General features: G+C 57.5%; 16 protein-coding genes. 9 read left to right on the forward strand and 7 right to left on the reverse strand.

Translation table 11 applies throughout. The features are described 5' to 3' along the window. The first annotated feature begins 41 nt into the window (after positions 1-41). Together AC0L26_RS27960 and AC0L26_RS27965 are read left to right on the forward strand one after the other, a co-directional pair. Positions 42-1,955, forward strand: a complete 1,914-nt coding sequence (locus tag AC0L26_RS27960) for a Wzz/FepE/Etk N-terminal domain-containing protein (protein ID WP_473635466.1) — start codon at positions 42-44, stop codon at positions 1,953-1,955. Positions 1,956-2,258: 303 nt separating this feature from the next. Next, complete coding sequence (locus tag AC0L26_RS27965) at positions 2,259-3,125, forward strand: sugar transferase (RefSeq protein WP_473635467.1); 867 nt, start codon at positions 2,259-2,261, stop codon at positions 3,123-3,125. Between the two features lie 58 nt (positions 3,126-3,183). Here AC0L26_RS27965 and AC0L26_RS27970 read toward each other — a convergent pair whose 3' ends face one another. After that, positions 3,184-3,429, reverse strand: coding sequence for a hypothetical protein (locus AC0L26_RS27970; RefSeq protein ID WP_473635468.1), 246 nt, complete (start codon positions 3,427-3,429; stop codon positions 3,184-3,186). A 149-nt stretch (positions 3,430-3,578) separates the two neighbouring features. Between AC0L26_RS27970 and AC0L26_RS27975 the strand changes: the two genes are divergently transcribed. Next, positions 3,579-5,051 carry a hypothetical protein gene (locus AC0L26_RS27975; protein ID WP_473635469.1) on the forward strand — a complete coding sequence of 491 codons (1,473 nt, stop codon included), beginning with the start codon at positions 3,579-3,581 and terminating at the stop codon, positions 5,049-5,051. A 15-nt stretch (positions 5,052-5,066) separates the two neighbouring features. Here the strand turns inward: AC0L26_RS27975 and AC0L26_RS27980 are convergent, their stop codons facing one another. Both AC0L26_RS27980 and AC0L26_RS27985 read right to left on the reverse strand, forming a co-directional pair. Further along, a complete protein-coding gene (locus AC0L26_RS27980; RefSeq protein ID WP_473635470.1) occupies positions 5,067-6,503 on the reverse strand; it encodes a polysaccharide biosynthesis/export family protein in 1,437 nt (478 codons plus the stop codon). A 14-nt stretch (positions 6,504-6,517) separates the two neighbouring features. Continuing rightward, positions 6,518-7,384: a glycosyltransferase family 2 protein gene (locus tag AC0L26_RS27985; RefSeq protein WP_473635471.1), complete on the reverse strand. Its 867-nt coding sequence runs from the start codon at positions 7,382-7,384 to the stop codon at positions 6,518-6,520. A 358-nt stretch (positions 7,385-7,742) separates the two neighbouring features. Between AC0L26_RS27985 and AC0L26_RS27990 the strand changes: the two genes are divergently transcribed. The 4 genes from AC0L26_RS27990 (at position 7,743) to AC0L26_RS28005 (ending at position 12,250) form a co-directional block, all read left to right on the forward strand. Further along, a complete protein-coding gene (locus AC0L26_RS27990; RefSeq protein ID WP_473635496.1) occupies positions 7,743-9,023 on the forward strand; it encodes a glycosyltransferase in 1,281 nt (426 codons plus the stop codon). A gap of 233 nt (positions 9,024-9,256) precedes the next feature. After that, positions 9,257-10,240, forward strand: coding sequence for a class I SAM-dependent methyltransferase (locus AC0L26_RS27995; RefSeq protein WP_473635472.1), 984 nt, complete (start codon positions 9,257-9,259; stop codon positions 10,238-10,240). 29 nt (positions 10,241-10,269) lie between these two features. Continuing rightward, positions 10,270-11,229 (forward strand): glycosyltransferase family 2 protein, encoded by a 960-nt coding sequence (locus tag AC0L26_RS28000; RefSeq protein WP_473635473.1) that lies wholly within the window; start codon positions 10,270-10,272, stop codon positions 11,227-11,229. A 40-nt stretch (positions 11,230-11,269) separates the two neighbouring features. After that, entirely contained in the window at positions 11,270-12,250 is a 981-nt protein-coding gene (locus AC0L26_RS28005; protein WP_473635474.1) for a DUF707 domain-containing protein, read from the forward strand. On the opposite strand, the gene AC0L26_RS28010 is transcribed toward AC0L26_RS28005, so the two are convergent. Genes AC0L26_RS28010 through rfbF form a run of 4 tightly spaced genes read right to left on the reverse strand, consistent with a single transcriptional unit; the run spans position 12,237 to position 16,540 of the window. Beyond that, positions 12,237-13,451: a class I SAM-dependent methyltransferase gene (locus AC0L26_RS28010; protein ID WP_473635475.1), complete on the reverse strand. Its 1,215-nt coding sequence runs from the start codon at positions 13,449-13,451 to the stop codon at positions 12,237-12,239. The genes AC0L26_RS28005 and AC0L26_RS28010 overlap by 14 nt on opposite strands. Next, positions 13,448-14,695 carry a class I SAM-dependent methyltransferase gene (locus tag AC0L26_RS28015; RefSeq protein WP_473635476.1) on the reverse strand — a complete coding sequence of 416 codons (1,248 nt, stop codon included), beginning with the start codon at positions 14,693-14,695 and terminating at the stop codon, positions 13,448-13,450. The genes AC0L26_RS28010 and AC0L26_RS28015 overlap by 4 nt, the downstream gene beginning before the upstream one ends. Before the next feature lie 26 nt (positions 14,696-14,721). After that, entirely contained in the window at positions 14,722-15,765 is a 1,044-nt protein-coding gene (locus AC0L26_RS28020; protein WP_473635477.1) for an NAD-dependent epimerase/dehydratase family protein, read from the reverse strand. Then, positions 15,701-16,540, reverse strand: coding sequence for a glucose-1-phosphate cytidylyltransferase (gene rfbF, locus AC0L26_RS28025; RefSeq protein ID WP_473635478.1), 840 nt, complete (start codon positions 16,538-16,540; stop codon positions 15,701-15,703). The genes AC0L26_RS28020 and rfbF overlap by 65 nt, the downstream gene beginning before the upstream one ends. 88 nt (positions 16,541-16,628) lie before the next feature. Here rfbF and AC0L26_RS28030 point away from each other — a divergent pair, with 88 nt between their 5' ends. Both AC0L26_RS28030 and AC0L26_RS28035 read left to right on the forward strand, forming a co-directional pair. Next, entirely contained in the window at positions 16,629-17,453 is an 825-nt protein-coding gene (locus AC0L26_RS28030) for a PIG-L deacetylase family protein (protein WP_473635479.1), read from the forward strand. 294 nt (positions 17,454-17,747) lie between these two features. Next, positions 17,748-18,500, forward strand: a complete 753-nt coding sequence (locus AC0L26_RS28035; RefSeq protein ID WP_473635480.1) for an FkbM family methyltransferase — start codon at positions 17,748-17,750, stop codon at positions 18,498-18,500. Positions 18,501-18,504 lie beyond the last annotated feature (4 nt).

Consider the following 18,504-nt stretch of genomic DNA (forward strand, 5'->3'; position numbering starts at 1 on the left):
ACGGTTTCGCCACGGCTGCATGCTCCCAATGTGGCCCATCGGTGGCGATCCTGCTCGACCGTTGCAGTTCGCCGCTTTTTTCGTTGCAGATATGGATTGAAGCCATGCTAGACCGGCCGTTGGCGGCAATTGCCCACAAGCCATGGCTCGGGGCAGATGCCGCGCAGGATTTTATCAGCCTCGCAGACGTTGTTTCTTTCGTCCGGCAGTATCTTTTCTCGATTCTGGCATTCATGGTCGCCGGAATCGTTTGCGCCACGTTTTACTTCGTTACCTCGGATCCTATTTATACGGCGCGGACCCAGATCCTCATCGAGCCAAAGATTCCCAGAAACCTTCAGCAGCAACCCGCCGAAGTGAATCTGTCGCTCGACACCGCTCAGGTCGAGAGCCAGCTCGCAGTTCTGCGGTCCCAGAAGATCGCGAGGATGGTGATCGATGACCTTGGACTCATGAACAATCCAACGTTCAGGGATATGCAAGGTCCGACCATAGGCGAGAGGTTTCGCAGGGCCTGGGTGAGTGTGGTTCAGGCCGGCGGACCTCATCGAGTGCTGCCGGGGCCGGACCGAATGCAAACGGCTAGCCCGCAGCCGGAATCCGAACGTGAGCTTAGCGCAGTGGAGACATTCAACGATGGCTTGGACGTCCAGCGTGTCGGTGTTTCGTATGCAATAGACATCACATTCCAGTCTCTGGACCCGGCATTGGCGGCACGCATAGCAAATGCCACAGCGGACGCGTTCGTGCGTGAGCAAGTGCAAACGACGACAGCAGCGGCTAGCGAAGGCATCGCATGGTTGGAAAGGCGGATGCGGGAGGTCGGCGATCAGATGAACAGGGCAACCAGGGTCGCCCAAGAGTTTCGCGCAAAGCACGACTACAGCATAGATCAGGGGGAGACGTCCATCGAGGGGCAGCCTCTCCCGCCCAGCGAAGAACAGCCAACACATCAGACTACGCTAGAGCAGTTGGAAGTTACCGCCGACACCTATCGCAAGATGTATGAAAGCCTGCTCGGGGCGTATACGAACTCGGTTGACCAACAGCCTTATCTAATCGCCGATGCTCGCGTCATTACATCCGCAACCAGCCCAAAGATAGCAAGTCGGCCGCGCAAGACGCTGATCCTCGCCTTTGGCGCACTTGCCGGACTGGTGGCTGGCATCGGGTATGCCGTGGCGCGGCGCGGCCTCGATCGGAACGTGAGGACACCGCATCAGATCCGGCTGGAATTGGGCCTGGCCTGTATTGGAGAATTGCCGCCGGTCAACTTCAGGCGGGGTGGTTTTGGCCGCCTTGACGAGGTGCTGAGGAATCCGGACTCTTCATTCAGCGGCAGTCTTAAAAGAGTCAAGGCGATCATGGGCTTGACCGGGGCTACCCATTCCAGGCGTCGCATCGGAATCACATCCGTGTCTCCCGGTGATGGAAAGAGCACCGTTGTGAGCAATCTGGCGGCCCTCTGTGGGGCCTCTGGCACAGCAACCCTCGTGATCAACGTCGATCATAAGTCCGCCCTGGCCAACGAACTTGCCGATCCATCCGATTTCAAATTGATCGGCGAGGATTCCGGGAGCCCCAAAGATCTCGTGAAGCAAATTCGCTTCATTGAAGAGAAATTATTCTATTACCTGAAGAACGATTGGTCGAATTCGTCGGATTTGCGTGTTCCCGACAACATGGAGATCTTACTAAGCGGTGCTGGCGATTACAGTGTCGTCATTGTTGAGCTTCCGCCGCTTAGTTCAGGTGCTGAAGGGCTTGCCGTCTGCCCGCTTCTTGATGGCGTGATTGTGGTGGCGCAGTGGGGTGTGACGTCGCTCGATCAACTTGAGGATCTGACGCAGACTCTCAAAAACACCAATTCGTCCGTCCTTGGTGTGTTGATGACACGTGTTCGTTCTGTTTCGGCTCATCGTTACCGCAAGCGCGCAGCCGAAGCACCACGCTGACATCTTGTCCTCGCAACGTTGTCAGTCGAGCGCGGGTCCATTGCCCGTCAATTCGACCTGCCTGCAAAGTGAATCTGCGCCCCTGGCAAGACGGCGCAGAGAACGGCGAGCCGAACGTTCGATTCCGGTATCGTGCCCAGCCTTTGGACGGAACAGCCATTCGTCCGTACCTAGCTTTAGCATCTTAGGGGTAGCCATACGCTGCCAATCATCCCCAATCTACCACCTTTTCCCTGCTTGCCGGAGGTCATCCGTCGTCGACAAAATGCAAACGAAAACAGCTGAAATCGAGCGCAATCAGAAATGTCCAACGTGATCGAAAGCAACCTGGGATCGTGCGAAGACTTGGCCCTTGAAAACTGGGCCATTCTGGTCGGAACCAAGCCTGCGGCGGCATTGCTTCTTCGGCGTGAAAGCGGCGCGGCCGCCACATCGAACACACCAGACCCTTCGTCGCCTCAACTCAATGCAAGCCATGACCACGGCACCATCGCGCTTGAGCCAGGTATGCAAACGGCAAGCATTCAGGAAAATGCGCGAGGCGACCACCGACGGCCTCTCGGCGGTCGGGCCAAGAGGGTTCTGGATCTGTTGGTGGCCTCGACAGCGCTCATTATGGCCGGCCCAATTCTGGTTCTTATCCCGCTTCTGATCAAGGCCACCACAGGCGGTCGGGTGCTGTTTGTTCACCGCCGTATCGGATTCAACGGAAAGGTCTTCGACTGCTACAAGTTCCGCACAATGGTACCGAACGCCGAGGAGGTGCTCGAGCGGCATCTGAGCAGCGATCCACAAGCCGCCCAGGAGTGGGCAGCGAACCAGAAGCTGAAATGCGATCCGCGTATCCTGTTTTTCGGGAAGATGCTTCGCAAATCGAGCTTGGATGAGTTGCCGCAGCTGTTCAACGTCTTGCGTGGCGACATGAGTTGCGTCGGTCCGCGACCTGTCGTTGCCGACGAATTGCGACGCTACGGCGCCGCGTCGCACGAATATTTGAAGACGCGGCCAGGACTGACCGGCCTCTGGCAGATAAACGGGAGAAACATGACAAACTATTCAGATCGCGTATTGCTGGATACGCTGTACGTTCGAACATGGTCTCTACGCAGAGATCTTTCGATCCTGATGCGGACAATACCGGCCATGATGAAGTTTGATCAGACCTCCTGAACTTGGGAATGTCAGGGGGAGATGGAGCGGAACGGTCTCAGGGGTATCGCCCACGCGATTATCGCCCGCGGCCTGGGCGGCGCCGCAGCACGGCAAACGCAAGGCCGACCAAGTAGGCAATTTGGGTGACGATAACGAGGTAGAGTGTCGAGCGGATGGTGGTTTGAACAGACAGGTCGAGAAAACTGCCCACAGCGATGCTGACGACGATCACCACCAATGTCGCCACTATCAGCGCCGGCGCGCGCAGCGTAAGCCCCATTATCAGGGCGACACCCGCAACGCCGACAATGGCAAGCAACACGACGAACCTCCCCGGGGCAATTTACGCTGCGCGAGATCAACCCCGTCCCAAGGAAATCAGAGTCGCCCGTTTCTGTGAAGCCACTCGCTTGGCTAAGCGGTTCCGGTGGCCCAGCCAGCATCGGGATCATTAATCGTCGGAGGGATGAAATGCAGGTTTCCGTCGTTGGGTTATTAATTTGCACGGGAATCCTTGCCTTCGTCGTTTACATGCGCTGGTCGATGATCACCGCGCTAATTGCCTCTCTGGCTTTTGGTGCGACCGCAATCGGGACAATAACCGCGCTTGGCGGCTCATCGCCGCTTATCTTCACGGTCTTTGACATGCTCCTGATAGTGACCGCGCTAGCTCGACGGGGAATCTGGGGGGAAATAGGAGCGGTCTTCGTTCGTATAGGTGCAGCATGGATCGTCTGCGCACTCATGATCTATGTGAGCATCGGAGCGCTGTTATTTCCAAGGCTCTTTGCAGGGCAGACGAGCGCCTTCGTCGCTTCCCGCACCGGTAGGGGCGTCTACGAAGCGGCCTTGGCGCCGGTCTCGGCCAATATCTCTCAGGCGGGATACTTCGTTCTGGGAGGGCTGACATTCCTGGCTGTCTGTCTGCTGCTTCGGCGCAGCGGCACGTTAGCCGATATCAGGCGAGGCTTCTTCTTATGGTTCAGCTTGCACGTGTCGATGGGTATTCTGGATTTGTTGGGCAAGGTGATTGGCGCCGGCGACATCCTCGCCCCGATCCGTACAGCCAATTACGCCATGCTGACGCAAGTTACGGAAGCTGGGTTTTGGCGGATTGCGGGGGCGTTTTCAGAGGCATCGGCGTTCGGCGGGGCATCGCTGGCAGGGCTGGCGTTCACCTACACCTATTGGCGCAAGACCGGATCCAAATTCGCATTGGGGTTAGGAGCGGCCCTGTTTGTTCTCCTGCTGCTGTCGACATCGTCGACCGCCTATGTCGGTCTTGCAATCATAAGCGTGCCCGCTGTCTTTTCCGTCGTGAAGTCGCTCGCTTCAGGTCGGCTGAGGCCGGGGGAGGCGCTGCTTATCGCGTTGCTGCCGCCGTTGCTTCTCTCCGCGATGGCCGCCAGTCTGCTCTATCCGCATTTCTTCGACCCGGTTTTGCAGCTTGTCGACACCACGGTAATCAACAAAGTTACATCGGCCTCCGGCCAGGAGCGCAGCTACTGGAATTACAAAAGCCTGCAGTCTTTCTTCGATACAGGTGGGTTGGGGGTCGGGTTGGGAAGCTCGCGGGCCTCGAGTTGGCCGATAGCGCTGCTTTCCCAGTTGGGGCTGTTCGGCACCGCGATGATGACGGTTCTGTTGGCAATGCTGGTGCGCGGTCTGCGGGGTGGCGGCGGTCGGATCGACCCGGAGGTTGACGCGATCGCATCGAGTGTCCGCGCTTGCGCCTTGGCTGCGCTCGTCGCCGGTTCTCTGGCAAGCGGTAGCGCCGATCCCGGTATCGTGTTCTTGATTCCTCTCGCTGTCGTTCTTGTCAGCCGGCTCTTGCCTGTTGAAGACAAAAGCGTTGCTGGAGCTCTTGCGACGCTCCAGCATTCGCGCGATTCCAGCGAAAACGCGATTCAAGCGCAGCTCGGCGGCGTTCCAGGCCGCGTCTAACAAAATCCGCCGAGGCTACGGAATGCCAACAGTATCGCCGGTGATATCTGCTTTGAGTTCTATTCCCGGCGCCCCTTGCCGCTCGGTTGACGTGAGGTCCAAGACGCCTGTTTCATCCGGGGGCAGTGGTATTTCAACCTTGATGGTATCTCCAGGCTCCACGACACTCGTTTCCTTAGCTTGTATTTGCGCCGTCGCACCATCCGCCGACGGTCGGAAAATCGTGTAGATTGGCGCAGCCAGGTCCGCGTCGGCTCGGCGGGCAAGAAGGTTCGGGGCGGATATCGCGGAGTCGTACAGTAGCCGCCTTGCTGTTTCTGTTTTGCTGTCGAGAGCATCGAGTTCGGCTTGAGTCTGACGCAGGTCGATCGTTATCTCGTTTTTCCGTCCATCCTGGAGTTCGAGAATTGATATGTCTGTCTTGCTGATTTCCTGACGGCCGCGCAGCAGACTGGTTTCCGCCGACAATCTCTCGCTCTGCGCCTGCGCAAGGGCTCGCTCGAGAGAAAATTCCCGCGGCGCCGCCGCAAGACCCTTGACGACAAGCGCCGAGACCGCCGTCAACTCTTTCTGGATGGAGCCGATCTGCTTGTCGAGGAAAACGAGTTGCGCTTCCAGCGAAGCGAGTTCTTTCTGGAGGAATTCACGCAAACCTTGAAGCGCCTTGATCTGAGTGTCCAACCCTTCGCTGCGCGCTTGGAAGATCAAACGCTCCTGGTTCATCAGCATAGCGAAGACGCCGTCCTGAATGCTCGACGTCAACTTGGGCGGAAACTGAATGTCGCTGGCATGCGAGAGTTCCGCCTCGAGCCGTGCCTTGCGAGCGACGAGATTGGCCTCGTTCAGTTTAAGCAGGTCCACGTCCCCTCGACCCTGGATCACCTCGCGCTCGAACCTGGCGTCCTTGTCCTCCCGCGTCCGCAGTCCGCCCGCAATACTCAATGCCTGCAAGACGGTCAGTCCGGGCCGGTATGCGAATTCTCCCGACTGCGTCACCTTGCCGACAACGTAGAACGGTCGGAACTGGACGATTTCCACCGCAGTGTTCGGTTTTCGCCCAAGACCGACACTTTTCATCAGCCTGTCGCCGATGGAGTTCGCAATCTCGCTGCTGGTGAGGCCGGCAGCCTCAATTTCGCCAACCAGCGGCAGCGAGACGGAGCCGTTGGGGCCGACCGTGTATACGTCGTTGAGAGCACTCCAGGCAAAAATCGTGTCGCGCGACGCACGCCATTCGTAGACCTTGATGCGGAGCTTATCCTGCGGGCCGAGCACATACTCTTTGGCGTTTGCAACCGAAACACCCAACATGCAGGCCAAGGACATACCCGCCGCCGCCACGACGTGGAGCGAGCGCCAATGCTCGCGCCGATTGGACAGCCTGTCGGGGCACCGGGCTCGGTAGTTTGAGCAAGTGGCTTCGTCGGTCGAAAGGGACGGGTCGTCGAGCATCTCTTACCTCTGCGCTAGATCTCTAGAATGTATTCTGGCTGCACCCGGCCTCTTGCGACGTGTGAAAGAGCCAGAAGATTGCCGCGCAGACGTCCTCTCCGGTCGATGTAGGATTCCGGCCAGAGACTGAGCGCGAGGTTGGCAAGCAGATTCTTGCCCATCAATTTTACTGCGACCGTCAATGGAACGGTCCCTTTGCGGATGAGGTAGATTGGGTTTGCCACCTGAGAATAGCCGAAACGAACGCCGTTTACGCGACCGCTCTTGACGCCGAGATGAACTCCGCGGATCGAACGCAGAGAGACGACCCGCCCTCGGGCTCTCAACTGGCTGGTGAAATCAACGTCTTCCTGCCACCCATAGAGCACAAGCCGTTCGTCGAAGCGAAGGCCGTTGATGAATGCCGCCCTGATCGACATGTTGCATCCATAGGCGCTGAGTTGATCCACTCCACGCGCATCAGTCGCTGTGCCGGCTTCGCGAAGCGCCTGGACACCTTGGTCCCACGTGAGCCCTGCAGTCGTTGCGCCGTCCTTCAGCACGTTTCCAGTCACCACTGCCCAGTCCGGCTGCTGGTCGAACGCCTTCGATACGCCTTCGAGATAGTCGTCTGCAGGAATGAAGTCGTCGTCGAAAAAGGTTATTACGTCGAAACGGTCACCCGCGACATCGAGGGCGATATTGCGCTGTGCCGGCAAGCCCGTTTTCCCGAAGACGCTCGATACAGGAAACCGGCAAACTATGTTGTCGGGAACATGGCCTGCGTCGGGAGCCGAAATGATTACCGCGTCAGGAAGTCGGGTTTGTCGCTCAAGCTGTGCGAGAAGCCGAGCCATTTGTTCCCGGCGACCAAACGTTGCGACAATAACGACCATTTTCATCGACGATCAACTCCTTGCGCGGCAATGGACATGGACACGGCGCCCCGGACTGCTTCTGCCCCCGCACTGCTTCTGACGTGAGCGCGCTATGATCCTAATCCGCCGGTCGTGCCGACACAGCCTGCGCATAAGGTTAGCGTTGACGTGTGCTTAGGCCCATCGAAGTAGGAGCCGTACCTCGTTGGAGTATATCTGGTCTCGGGAGGCGGCGGAGCTTAACCCGATAGACAGCTTGTTTGCACGGAACGGACGACACACAGTCGTTGAGCATCCGGGCAACACAGAATTCCCGAAAGGTGCCAACGTTCCGGGAGGGCAATTCATGCGCCATGTGCGACAGCCAAAAGCAACCACCATAATGGGCCGTGACACCAAACATTTTCGATCCCTCAGCAAGGCGCCATTTGCTGCCATCGACCGCAATGCGCGCATCGCCGTCGTGCATGACTGGTGCCCGAATTTTCGGGGAGGGGAACAGGTCCTAGCTCGGATCTGTAAGATTTTTCCGAGAGCCGAGGTCTTCACCCTATTTGATTTCCTCCCGGCGGAAGTCAAAGACGAGTTTTTTCGAGATGTAGTTTTTCACGTTTCTCCGATGAACCGATTTCCATTCGTGGAAAAGTACTACAGGTCCTTATTTTTTCTCTGCCCGTTTATGATCGAGCAATTTGATGTCACAGGATATGACGCAGTAATTTCTTCTTCGGCCGCATTCTCTCGAGGTGTTCTCACTCGCCCAGACCAACCACACCTTTGCTATGTGCACAGTCCGGTGCGATATGCGTGGGACGAACAATTCTCCTATTTGCAGCAAGCCCGCTTGGGATTCGGGCCGAAGGGTCTGGCCTTTCGTTATATGCTTCATAAGCTGCGGACCTGGGACACCCGTACGGCACACGGGCCTGATTTGATGCTGGCAAACTCGAACTATGTTCGCTCCCGGATCGAACGGATTTACGGCCGCGACGCGCGGGTAGTCCATCCGCCCGTGGCCACCGAGAAACTTAAATTCGTCGCCAGCAAGGATGACTACTACGTAACTGCCGCGTTCCACGCCCCGTATAAACGCACGGATCTGATAATTGAGGCGTTCAGCAAAACTCCGTCGCGTCGCCTGATTGTTGTGGGCGACGAAGTACAATCTAAGCATCTCCGCTCGCTTGCTGGTCCAAACATAATCTTCACTGGTTATCTTCCGCGGCATGAATACGTCGAAAAAATCGCCAATGCTCGTGCGATGGTGTTCGCTGGATGCGAGGATTTCGGGATAACGCTTGCCGAGGCCCAGGCGTGCGGTACTCCTTTGATCGCCTTCGGCCGTGGCGGTGCCCGCGACATTGTCCGGCCGCTTGGCGAGAGCATCCATCCGACAGGTGTGCTCTTCGACCGTCAAGCCGTCGATTCTGTAGCTGAGGCAATTGATCTATTCGAGGAAAATGCGGTGTCCATTACGCCGCACGCCTGTCGTATGAACGCGACCCGGTTCTCCGAGGAAAGGTTCGACCTGGCGATACTCGACGCTCTTGGCTTGGCCCGGTCTGTCCAGCTTGGTCGGGCAACCGTGCACAGTGAACTCTTCGGAGCCGAGAGTTCGACGCGCGATATAACCGATTCTCTTGCCGAGCCGATCCTACAATGAATTCGGTTGACCTTCACATGGCAAGCAACAGCAAAGCGCTTCGATCGACCGCGTGTCCGTGCTGCTCGGCGCCCGTTAGCCGGTCAATCTACCGGGTCGAATCCATCCCGGTGCATAGCTGCGTCCTGCTTAACTCGGCCCAAGAAGCCCATGCCTTTCCTCGTCGCGACCTTGACCTCGCATTCTGCGAAGCATGCGGGTTCATATTCAACAGGACCTTCGACGAAGCGATCATGGGTTACTCGACCAATTTTGAGGAATCCCAGCATTTTTCCAGCACCTTCAACAGTTTCGCGAAGGGACTTGCGCGTGAGATTGCGCAAAAATGTGCGATAGCCGGCAAGCACGTGCTAGAGATCGGCTGCGGCAAGGGTGAATTTCTCCGCGAACTTTGCATATCGGGCGGTGCCACTGGGCTCGGCATCGATCCAGGTTATCGAGCCGACAAAGGGCGCAGTGAAGAACACGGCGACGTTAAGATCATCGTCGATTTTTTCGGACCAGATTACCAACATCTCCAAGCGGATACCGTCCTTTGTCGCCACACGCTCGAACACGTAAGTTCCGTGTCGAGTTTCGTGCGGCTGATCCGCAAGATGATTGGTAAAAGGACCGAAGATTGGGCCGTCTTCGAAACGCCCGATGCAAAACGTGTGCTCTTAGAGAGCGCGTTCTGGGACATTTACTACGAGCATTGCTCCTATTTCAGTCCTGGCACCCACGCACGCCTGTTTCGCCAAGAAGGATTCGACGTTACCGATCTGGAACTCGTCTACGACAATCAGTACATCGTTCAGTACGCTCGGCCGTCGGCAGGTCGGACGGCACCGAGACTACCGCTCGAGGACGATCTGGAAGTGATGCACCGTTTGGCGGAAACCTTTCCCGCCCGCGTGCGAGCCGTTCAGAACGCCTGGCAGGAGCGCATTCGCGCTGCGCATGCCGACGGCCGGCGGGTCGTTCTGTGGGGTGGCGGTTCCAAAGCAGTGTCGTTCCTGACGACCTTGCAGCTTGGAGACGAAGTCTGGGCAGCAGTCGACATTAACCCCTACAAGCAAGGCAAGTTTACGCCCGGAACCGGTCACCCAGTCATCGCGCCAAGCGACCTCTTGGACGCTCCGCCTGACCTCGTCATCGTCATGAACCCGGTTTACCTGAATGAAGTGGCGCTATCCTTGAAAGCGCTGGACCTGCAACCGGAAATCGTCGCGGTCTGATCGCACTTTCATCAAAGAAGAACCCGGAAATGGAACATTCCAAGCCGCCAAAAGTATCCCTTGGTATGCCCGTCTACAACGGCGAGAATTTCGTCTCCGAGGCGATCCAGTCGATCCTCGAGCAGGACTTCGATGATTTCGAACTTGTCATCACCGACAATGCTTCGTCAGATAGAACCGTCGATATATGTCTGGAATTCGCGCGGCGGGACAAGCGCGTCCGCTATGTCCGAAATCCACGCAATTTGGGCGCCGCAGCCAATTTCAATCGAGCTTTCGAATTGAGCTCGGGCGCATATTTCAAGTGGTGCGCACACGATGACGTCTTGGGTCGCGGTTTCCTGATGGACTGTGTGCGTGCGCTCGACGACGATGCTCGCCACGTCATTGCCTATCCGCGCTTATTGGGAATCGACGAGACCGGGCAGCTGACTTCCTATGTCGAACGGGTGCTGCCGGACATGGAAGGATCGTCGCCCGCGTCCCGCTTCCGGTTGATGATTGCGGCGCATGGATGGGATGCGGCGATGTTTGGTCTTTGGCGCCGGGATTCCCTAGCCAAAACGACATTGCACGAGCCCTACTATGGCTCCGATTGTGCGCTTTTGGCCGAGATGGCTCTACTCGGATCGTTTGTTCGCGCGCCCGACGCGATACTATACAGCCGTGACCATCCGACGCGCTCGGTGCGATTGCCGAGCTCCGAACGATTGGCTTGGCAAAATCCAGACCGCTCTACCGCGAACGCCTTTGAATTGTCGAGGCGGGTAAAGCACCTCGTCGCGATTGCCTATCGGCACAGGCGGACAGCACCGCTGGGTATGACACTGTTTCATCTGGCTGCATGGACCTTGGATCCGCTGCTCATCGCGAGATTTTGCCTGGAGCTTGTAGGCGTTGTTTCTCCGCAGCTTCGTATCAAGCTGCGCGGCGCCGGCCTGGGAGCACTGAAACGCATCCATGCCGTCTCAAATCGATCTCCTGGCTAGAAACGAGTGATCTGGTGCGACGTCTGCCGGGAGGCTTTGAATGAACCTTCGCCAAGTTACACCCGCGGCCGTATCAGCCTTCCGAAAATTGCCGGAGGGCTCGGGCAAGAGAAATCTGGTTATCGTCCGGGCGGGGCGTAGCTCTTTGCACGCCGGCTGGACGGAGGGGACGGCCGAAGCCGACTTCGATCTTCTCGTCGCCGCCTACGAGGGTGGCGTCTCCCATCGACAGAACGATTTGAGCGTATTTCTGCCGGGGCGCAAGATCGCAGGGTATCATGCCTTGTTCCAATGCTATCCTGAAATTGTGACGCGATATGACCTCATTGCACTGATCGACGATGATATCGAGGTGACGAAGCTGGACTTGAATCGTCTGTTCGCAATCGGGCGCCAATATAAATTAGATCTGTTTCAGCCAGCGTTGTCATGGGATAGTTATTTCTCCTACGCAGCGACACTTGTCAGCGGCAAGAGATACTTGTTGCGATACACCAACACAGTCGAAATGATGTGTCCGGTGTTCAGCGCAAGGTGTCTGCAAACCGCGTTGAAACTATTCGGGCTTGGCTACGAGACGGGAATAGATCTTCTTTGGACCCGCCTGACCGACATGCCCTGGTTGCGCTACGCCATAATTGACGACGTCGTTGTAAGACACACGCGGCCGGTCGGGACAACAAAGTCGCTTCAAGGCTTCGCCGCCAACGAACGCTACGACACCCAAGTCGATGCCGTGCTGAAGAGGTTCGGCACTGCGTTTCGCGGGTTCGTAACCTATGCAGCGGTCGACCGGCGCGGGCAACTCGTCCGGTCCCGCTTTCTGATCGGACTTAACTCCCTGTCCCTCTGGCGGGCGCTGTTCAGGACGCCGGTCAATTGGACGCAATTTATGCGTCGGTCGACCGACTATACGCGACATTGCTGGTTGAGACCGGTCAACCTGCAACGGATCGACGTCGATGGAGTCGGAATGCCAGGCCGTCAGCCGCAAAGGGCGGGTCGGCTCACGCCACGATGATATCCGGCGCGAGACCGAGCCTGTTCGCCGCCTGGGCAACTTCGTCTCGATAGAGCGGGTTCATCACGATGATCGACTGCAAGGGTCTGCCGCACAGGCTCTCCGGCCCAATCACGGGTGTGCCTGTGCCTGGAGCAAAGCGCCCCTGCTTGTGCGGGTTGACGTCGACCAGAGCGCTTATCCGCGGTCCCTGCGGAACGACGTTGACGAAAGTGATGCCCTTTGATCCTGCACCCCAGACAACGGTCTGCTCTGGATCCCGTCCTGCAAGGTAATCGCGCCACCAGGCGACCTTGTCGCGATAGGTTTGGTCGAAGCGGCGGACCAACGCGTCTATCTCCCCAGAGATTGAAAAATCGCCGCCGGTTTGGAGAGGCTTTGCTTCGATGAAGAGGTACTGGTTACCGAACGACGCGCCTTGGTCCAGCACCTCGAACCCTGCTTCCTGCATCGCTGCCCGCAGCGAGTGAGGCGTAAAGTAGGAAACGTGCTCATAGATCAGATCCCAGATTCCCATGTCGCGCAATGTATAGAGGGCATTAGGCACCTCAATGTAAAATACGGTACTCGGCCCAACGCCTGGATGGGAACGAAGCCCTTGCAGGAAGGCGATCGGGCTAGCTATGTGTTCCAGGACGTGACGGCATGAAACGAAGTCAGGTTTGACGTCCGGATAGGCATCGCCGAACCAGTCGTTGATGAACTCAACGCCGGCGACGTTCTCGCCCCGATTATCTTCGAAGCTCCTGTCGAAACCAATGCCTCTGGCGCCGCTGGTTGAGCAAAGCCGCTTGAGGAAATCCCCCTTGCCGCAACCGATGTCCACGACCGTTTTTCCGTCGAGTGCGTAGGCAGTGGACAGGCGACCGGCGAGATCCTCGACGAAGGCCACGAAGCGGGGCGAAAAATGCAGGGAATTCTCGTAATTTTGCGTATAGCCGATCCGACCGTCTTCGAACGCCGCGTTGAAGAAATGTTCACAACTGCGGCAAAACGCGAGAACGAATTGGCCAGTCGGTGCAGCGACGGCCGAGGTTGCGTCAGGGTGCAAAGAGTTGCAGGAAAACGGAATGGCTTCGAATGACACCGAGTGCAGCAAATCCTTCTGCCGACAGACCGGACAGTCGCCGCGAAGACGCATCGAATTCTTCACCGGTTCGCGCGGCTCGGCGCAGGCAGCGCTTCGGACTTGCACGGTCATACGATCCGCGGGGTCGGCACGGGAACGATGAATTTTCCGCCCCTAGCTCGATATTCAGCCTGTTGTTCCATGATTTCATCAAGGAAGTTCCAGGCAAGCACTAGAACGTAGTCAGGTTGCGCCTCCAACAGAGCTTCCGTAGAGCGGATAGGAATTTTCTGACCGGGCATGTGCTTGCCCTGCTTGTGAACGTTGCGATCGACGACGAAGTCGATGAGATCGCGTCCGATGCCGACCGTGTTGATCAAGGTGGCGCCTTTTGCCGCCGCCCCATAGGCAGCAATTGAGACGCCGTTAGCCTTCAGTCGGTGCAACAATGCGGAGAGATCAATTTTCAACTTGTCGACCGTCGCGGAAAAATCAATGTAGTAATCGATGGCGTCGATACCTTGCGCCCTTTCATGAGCAAGCAGGTCCCTGACGCTTGCTCCGACACGCTCTTGCAGTTCGACGTAAAGGCGAATTGAACCGCCATGAATCGAGAGCTGCTTTACTTCGTTGAGATAAAGGCCATGCCTGCGAAACAGCTTGTCCAATGCCGTCACTGAAAAATAGCACAAGTGTTCGTGGTAGATCGTGTCGAACTCGCAGTGCTCGATCATTGGTTCGACATAGGGCGCCTCCAGCACCGCAACGCCGTCGTCCTTGAGCAATAGCGCAATGCCTGCAACAAAACCGTTCGTGTCGGCCACATGCGCGAGCACATTGTTTGCGTGAATTACGTCGGCTCGAACGCCCTGTCTGCGAAGAGACTCAGCCAGTTCGCGCGTGAAGAACGCTACGTGCGTTGGCACGCCGAACTCGCTGGCGACGGCAGCAGGCCCATCGGCGGGGTCGATGCCAAGAACTGGAATGCCCGCCTCGACATAATTTTTCAGGAGATAGCCGTCGTTGCTTGCCAGCTCGATTACGAAACTGCCCGAGTGTAAGCCGCGACGCTCAATCAAATCGAGCACATTGTCTCGAGAATGCCGCAGCAGTGCCTGCGAAAACGAGGAGTAGTAGGGATAGGCATCGGCAAACAGAATCCTGGGGTTCACCGTTTCTGTGATCTGCACCAAGCTGCAATCGCCACAGAAGGCGACACTGAGCGGAAAGACGGGCTCTTCTTCGCCATCGTCGATGCTCGATGGAAGCCGATCGGCAAGGGGCGTCGTGCCGAGCTTCAGGAAAGTATCGATGTGACTCCCGCCGCAGGAGCGGCAGACCTGCTCGGTTACGGATGCTGCTCCAGCAATCATCATGGCCATGGCTCCCGGTTGTGTTTTGCTCAAACGGCCATCGCCAATTGCGGCGTCCGGCGCAAATCGGCATCCAGTTCGCCATTTTGGATCAGCTTCTGCACATGGGCGATCCGCTTGAACCGCTCGCCCTCGAAATCCCCAAGTGCAAGGCCTGCTGCACGAAATGTGTAGTAGAGCTGTTCGATACCGCGCCGCGCTGTCCATTGCGGCTTAAACCCGTGCAGGCGGCGACCAATATAGGTGCAGTCGACGCGATAGCACCGCTTGTCTGGACCGGCGTCGGGCGCGAACTTCACGCGGCTGTCGGGAACGACCGCTTGCACCAGCGCCGCGATCTCCCGAATCTGATAGTTTTCCGTGGTCAGGCCGACATTGAATGCCTCGTTGTGGACCAGCTCTCGCTCGGCTTCGAGTACGGCGATGTAGGCCTGCGAAATGTCTTCCACGTGGACGATTGGACGCCATGGCGAGCCGTCGCTTTTGAGGTAAACCAGGCCGGTTGTATAAGCCCAGGCGGTCAGGTTGTTGACCACGAGGTCGAAGCGGATGCGAGGCGACAGGCCGTAGGCAGTTGAAGCGCGCAGGAACGTCGGGCTGAACGATTGATCCGCCATCGGCGCGACTGCGCGCTCCACATTCGCCTTTGAGGCGCCGTAGGGCGTAACCGGATTGAAGGGAGCATCTTCAGTCAGAAAGCTGTCGCCTGCTGCGCCGTAATTGCTGCAAGACGAGGCGTATAGGAACCGCTGGACTCCGGCGGCCTTGGCGAGTCGCGCAAGCCTCACCGAAGCGCCGCAGTTGATCTCTTCGGTAAGGAGGGGTCGGTAGTCTCCCAACGGATCGTTTGAAAGTCCGGCGAGATGGATGATCGCGTCGAAGCCGGCGACATCGTCGATTTCGACGTCACGGATGTCTTTCTCGATCGTCGGCACTTCGGCCAGCTTCCCTACGAAAGTGCATGACCGGAAGATGTCGCTGTCTAGGCCCGTGACGTGATGGCCGCGGTCAAGCAGCATCGGAGTCAGGACGGAACCGATGTAACCGAGGTGGCCTGTAACCAGAACTTTCATCGTTCAATTCCCATGTTTTCCAGGGGGCCTGCCCGCTGTCCCACAATTTCTGAAGGAGATGCTTTTCCCGGATGGTATCCATGCATTGCCAGAAGGATTCGTGGCGATATGCCATCAGTTGGCCGTCGGCCGCGAGCCGCTGCATTGGCGCGTGTTCGAACATGACGTCGTCGCCGTCGATATAGTCCTTTATGCCCGGCTCGAGCACGAAGAAGGCGCCATTGATCCAACCCTCTGAAGCCTGTGGCTTTTCTGTGAAGTCGACAACGCGATGGCCATCGAATTCGATGTGCCCATAGCGTGCTGGCGGACGTACCGCCGTCATCGTTGCGAGCTTGCCATGCGATTTGTGAAAGGCGATCAGGTCATCGAGGTTGACGTCCGAAACGCCATCGCCCCAGGTGAGCATGAATGTCTCGTCGCCCATCCAGTCGATCAGGCGTTTTATGCGGCCGCCCGTCAGCGTGTTCAGTCCCGTCTCAACAAGATCAACGGACCAATTAGGCAGCGAGTTCGAATGGCGCTTGACGTTTCCCGATGCCGCATTGACCGTCAAGCTGCCATCGAATGCGACATAGTCGCTGAACCAGCGTTTGATGTATTCGCCCTTGTATCCCAACGCGACGGCGAACTCGCGATGGCCGTAGGCATAGTAATGCATCATGATATGCCAAAGGATCGGCTTCGCTCCGATCTCGACCATTGGTTTCGGTCGGATTTCGGTTTCTTCCGCCAGCCGCGTTCCCAATCCGCCAGCAAGAATTCCTACCTTCATTGTTTTCTCACCCCAACTGCTTACTGTTTTGCTACCATGCGTAGGTCAGGTTGGACCACACCGAAGAACGGATGATCGGAAACCATCGATGCGTGACGTCAGGCATACAATTGGCGCTATGCTCGATAGAGCGATGCATAAGGGGTCTCATCCATTCGACGTAGCAGACTGGCAGGCGTCGGCGGTCGTCATTGCACCCCATCCCGATGATGAGACATTGGGATGTGGAGGGGTCGCCAGCAAGAAGTTCAGCGCCGGCGCCGACGTCCGGTTTATTTTCGTTACCGACGGTTCGGCATCTCATTCAGATCGGCTTGATATGGAGGCACTGCGGATCGCGCGCGAAAACGAAGCGATCGAGGCTGTTTGCCGGTTGGGCGGGTCGGCCGATCGGGTGAGATTTCTGCGTGTTCCCGACGGCATGGCAAAACATCATGTCGGCAAGATCGCAGACGCAATCGCTCAGTTGCTGTTCGCTTGGCAACCACAGAGCGTGTACGTCACGCATGCAAAGGAGCCGCCTGCCGACCATGTTGCCACCAATCTTGGCGTGCGAGGCGGGCTTAAGCTGTATGGCCGGCGCGTGACGGTGTTCGAATATCCCGTCTGGTATTGGTATCAGTGGCCCTGGGTCCGCCTGCACGACGATGTGCATGGATTCAATCGCACCGCATTCCGGCAAACAGCCCGGACTCTTGCCGGCTTGCGCGGCATTAGGATGTTCAATTCCCATGCCTATATCGGCGACATGATCGATGTAAAACGTCACGCGCTGGCAGCGCACCGGTCCCAGATGGAGCGGCCGGCGGGCCTCGACGATTGGCCTACCCTGGCGGATGTAGGTGGGGGTGATTTTCTAAAGCGGCTGCTGAGCGATCACGAGATGTTCACGCGATACGAGGTTAACGCGTGAACGCCGTCTTCGCCTCTTCATGCGCCACTTAAGCGCGTCGCGTTTGAAAGGATGCGACGCGCTTTAAGTCTTTGTTTCTATGCATGTCGTTACCCCAAAACCGCTGCGCACTTTCGGGCGAGATGCATTAGGCCAACACACATCGGAGGTACCGCTAGACCGGCAAAAGGATGAACAGACCACCCGATGTATAACTCGAAGGTGGCCATTCATTCTGCCATCTTCGGACGGTGCAACTCGATCTGCCGCCCTGAGCTTGGCGCTGGATGTGAGCTTGGCCAATGAGGATACTGTATGAGACTGGCGACGAAGCTCCGCAATGTCTTCTACGGCATGCCTGTCGTTGCAGCGGGTGAAGCTGCTGGCCTGAGGATCTTTTCGCGCGGCGCTGACCCCGATTTTGCGCGAGGGACTTATGAGTTTCCGATACAGGAAGCAATTGTATCGCTTCTGGAACCGGGCAATGTGTTCTATGACGTTGGCGCCAACATCGGTTTCTTCTCACTGATCGCAGCGCGTCGCGTCGGCTCGCATGGCCAAGTCTACGCATACGAGCCTGTCCCCCGAAATGCCGCAGCCATCAGGCGAAGCCGAGACGTCAACAGGCTGAGCACCATCCAGGTTTTCGCCGAAGCGGTTGGGGCCGTGACCGGCGATGCCGAATTGTTGCTGGCGCGCCACCTGGGCGGCGCAACGCTCGCCAATGTCTCCACGCCGCCGGATGTGAATGGGCGCCTCAGCGTCAGGACGACAACACTCGACGATTCGATCGCCAGATACGGCCTCAGGCCGCCAACCCTCGTCAAGATCGACGTCGAGGGTGCAGAAATCGACGTACTTCGCGGCATGACAGCGGCGCTGACCGCATATCGCCCCAAGGTCATTTGCGAGGTGGATGCGGCAACGAAAAGCGGGCTCGATCACAAAGCACGCGAAATCATCGGGTTCTTGGCCACAGCCGGCTATGCCGTGTCTTCTTTGCCTGCCGCTTATGCCAACGACGGCTGGCAGGTCGAGCACATTGTCGCGCAGCCCATGCCGACGTGAGGAG

The sequence above is a fragment of the Mesorhizobium sp. WSM4823 genome, assembly GCF_055811195.1.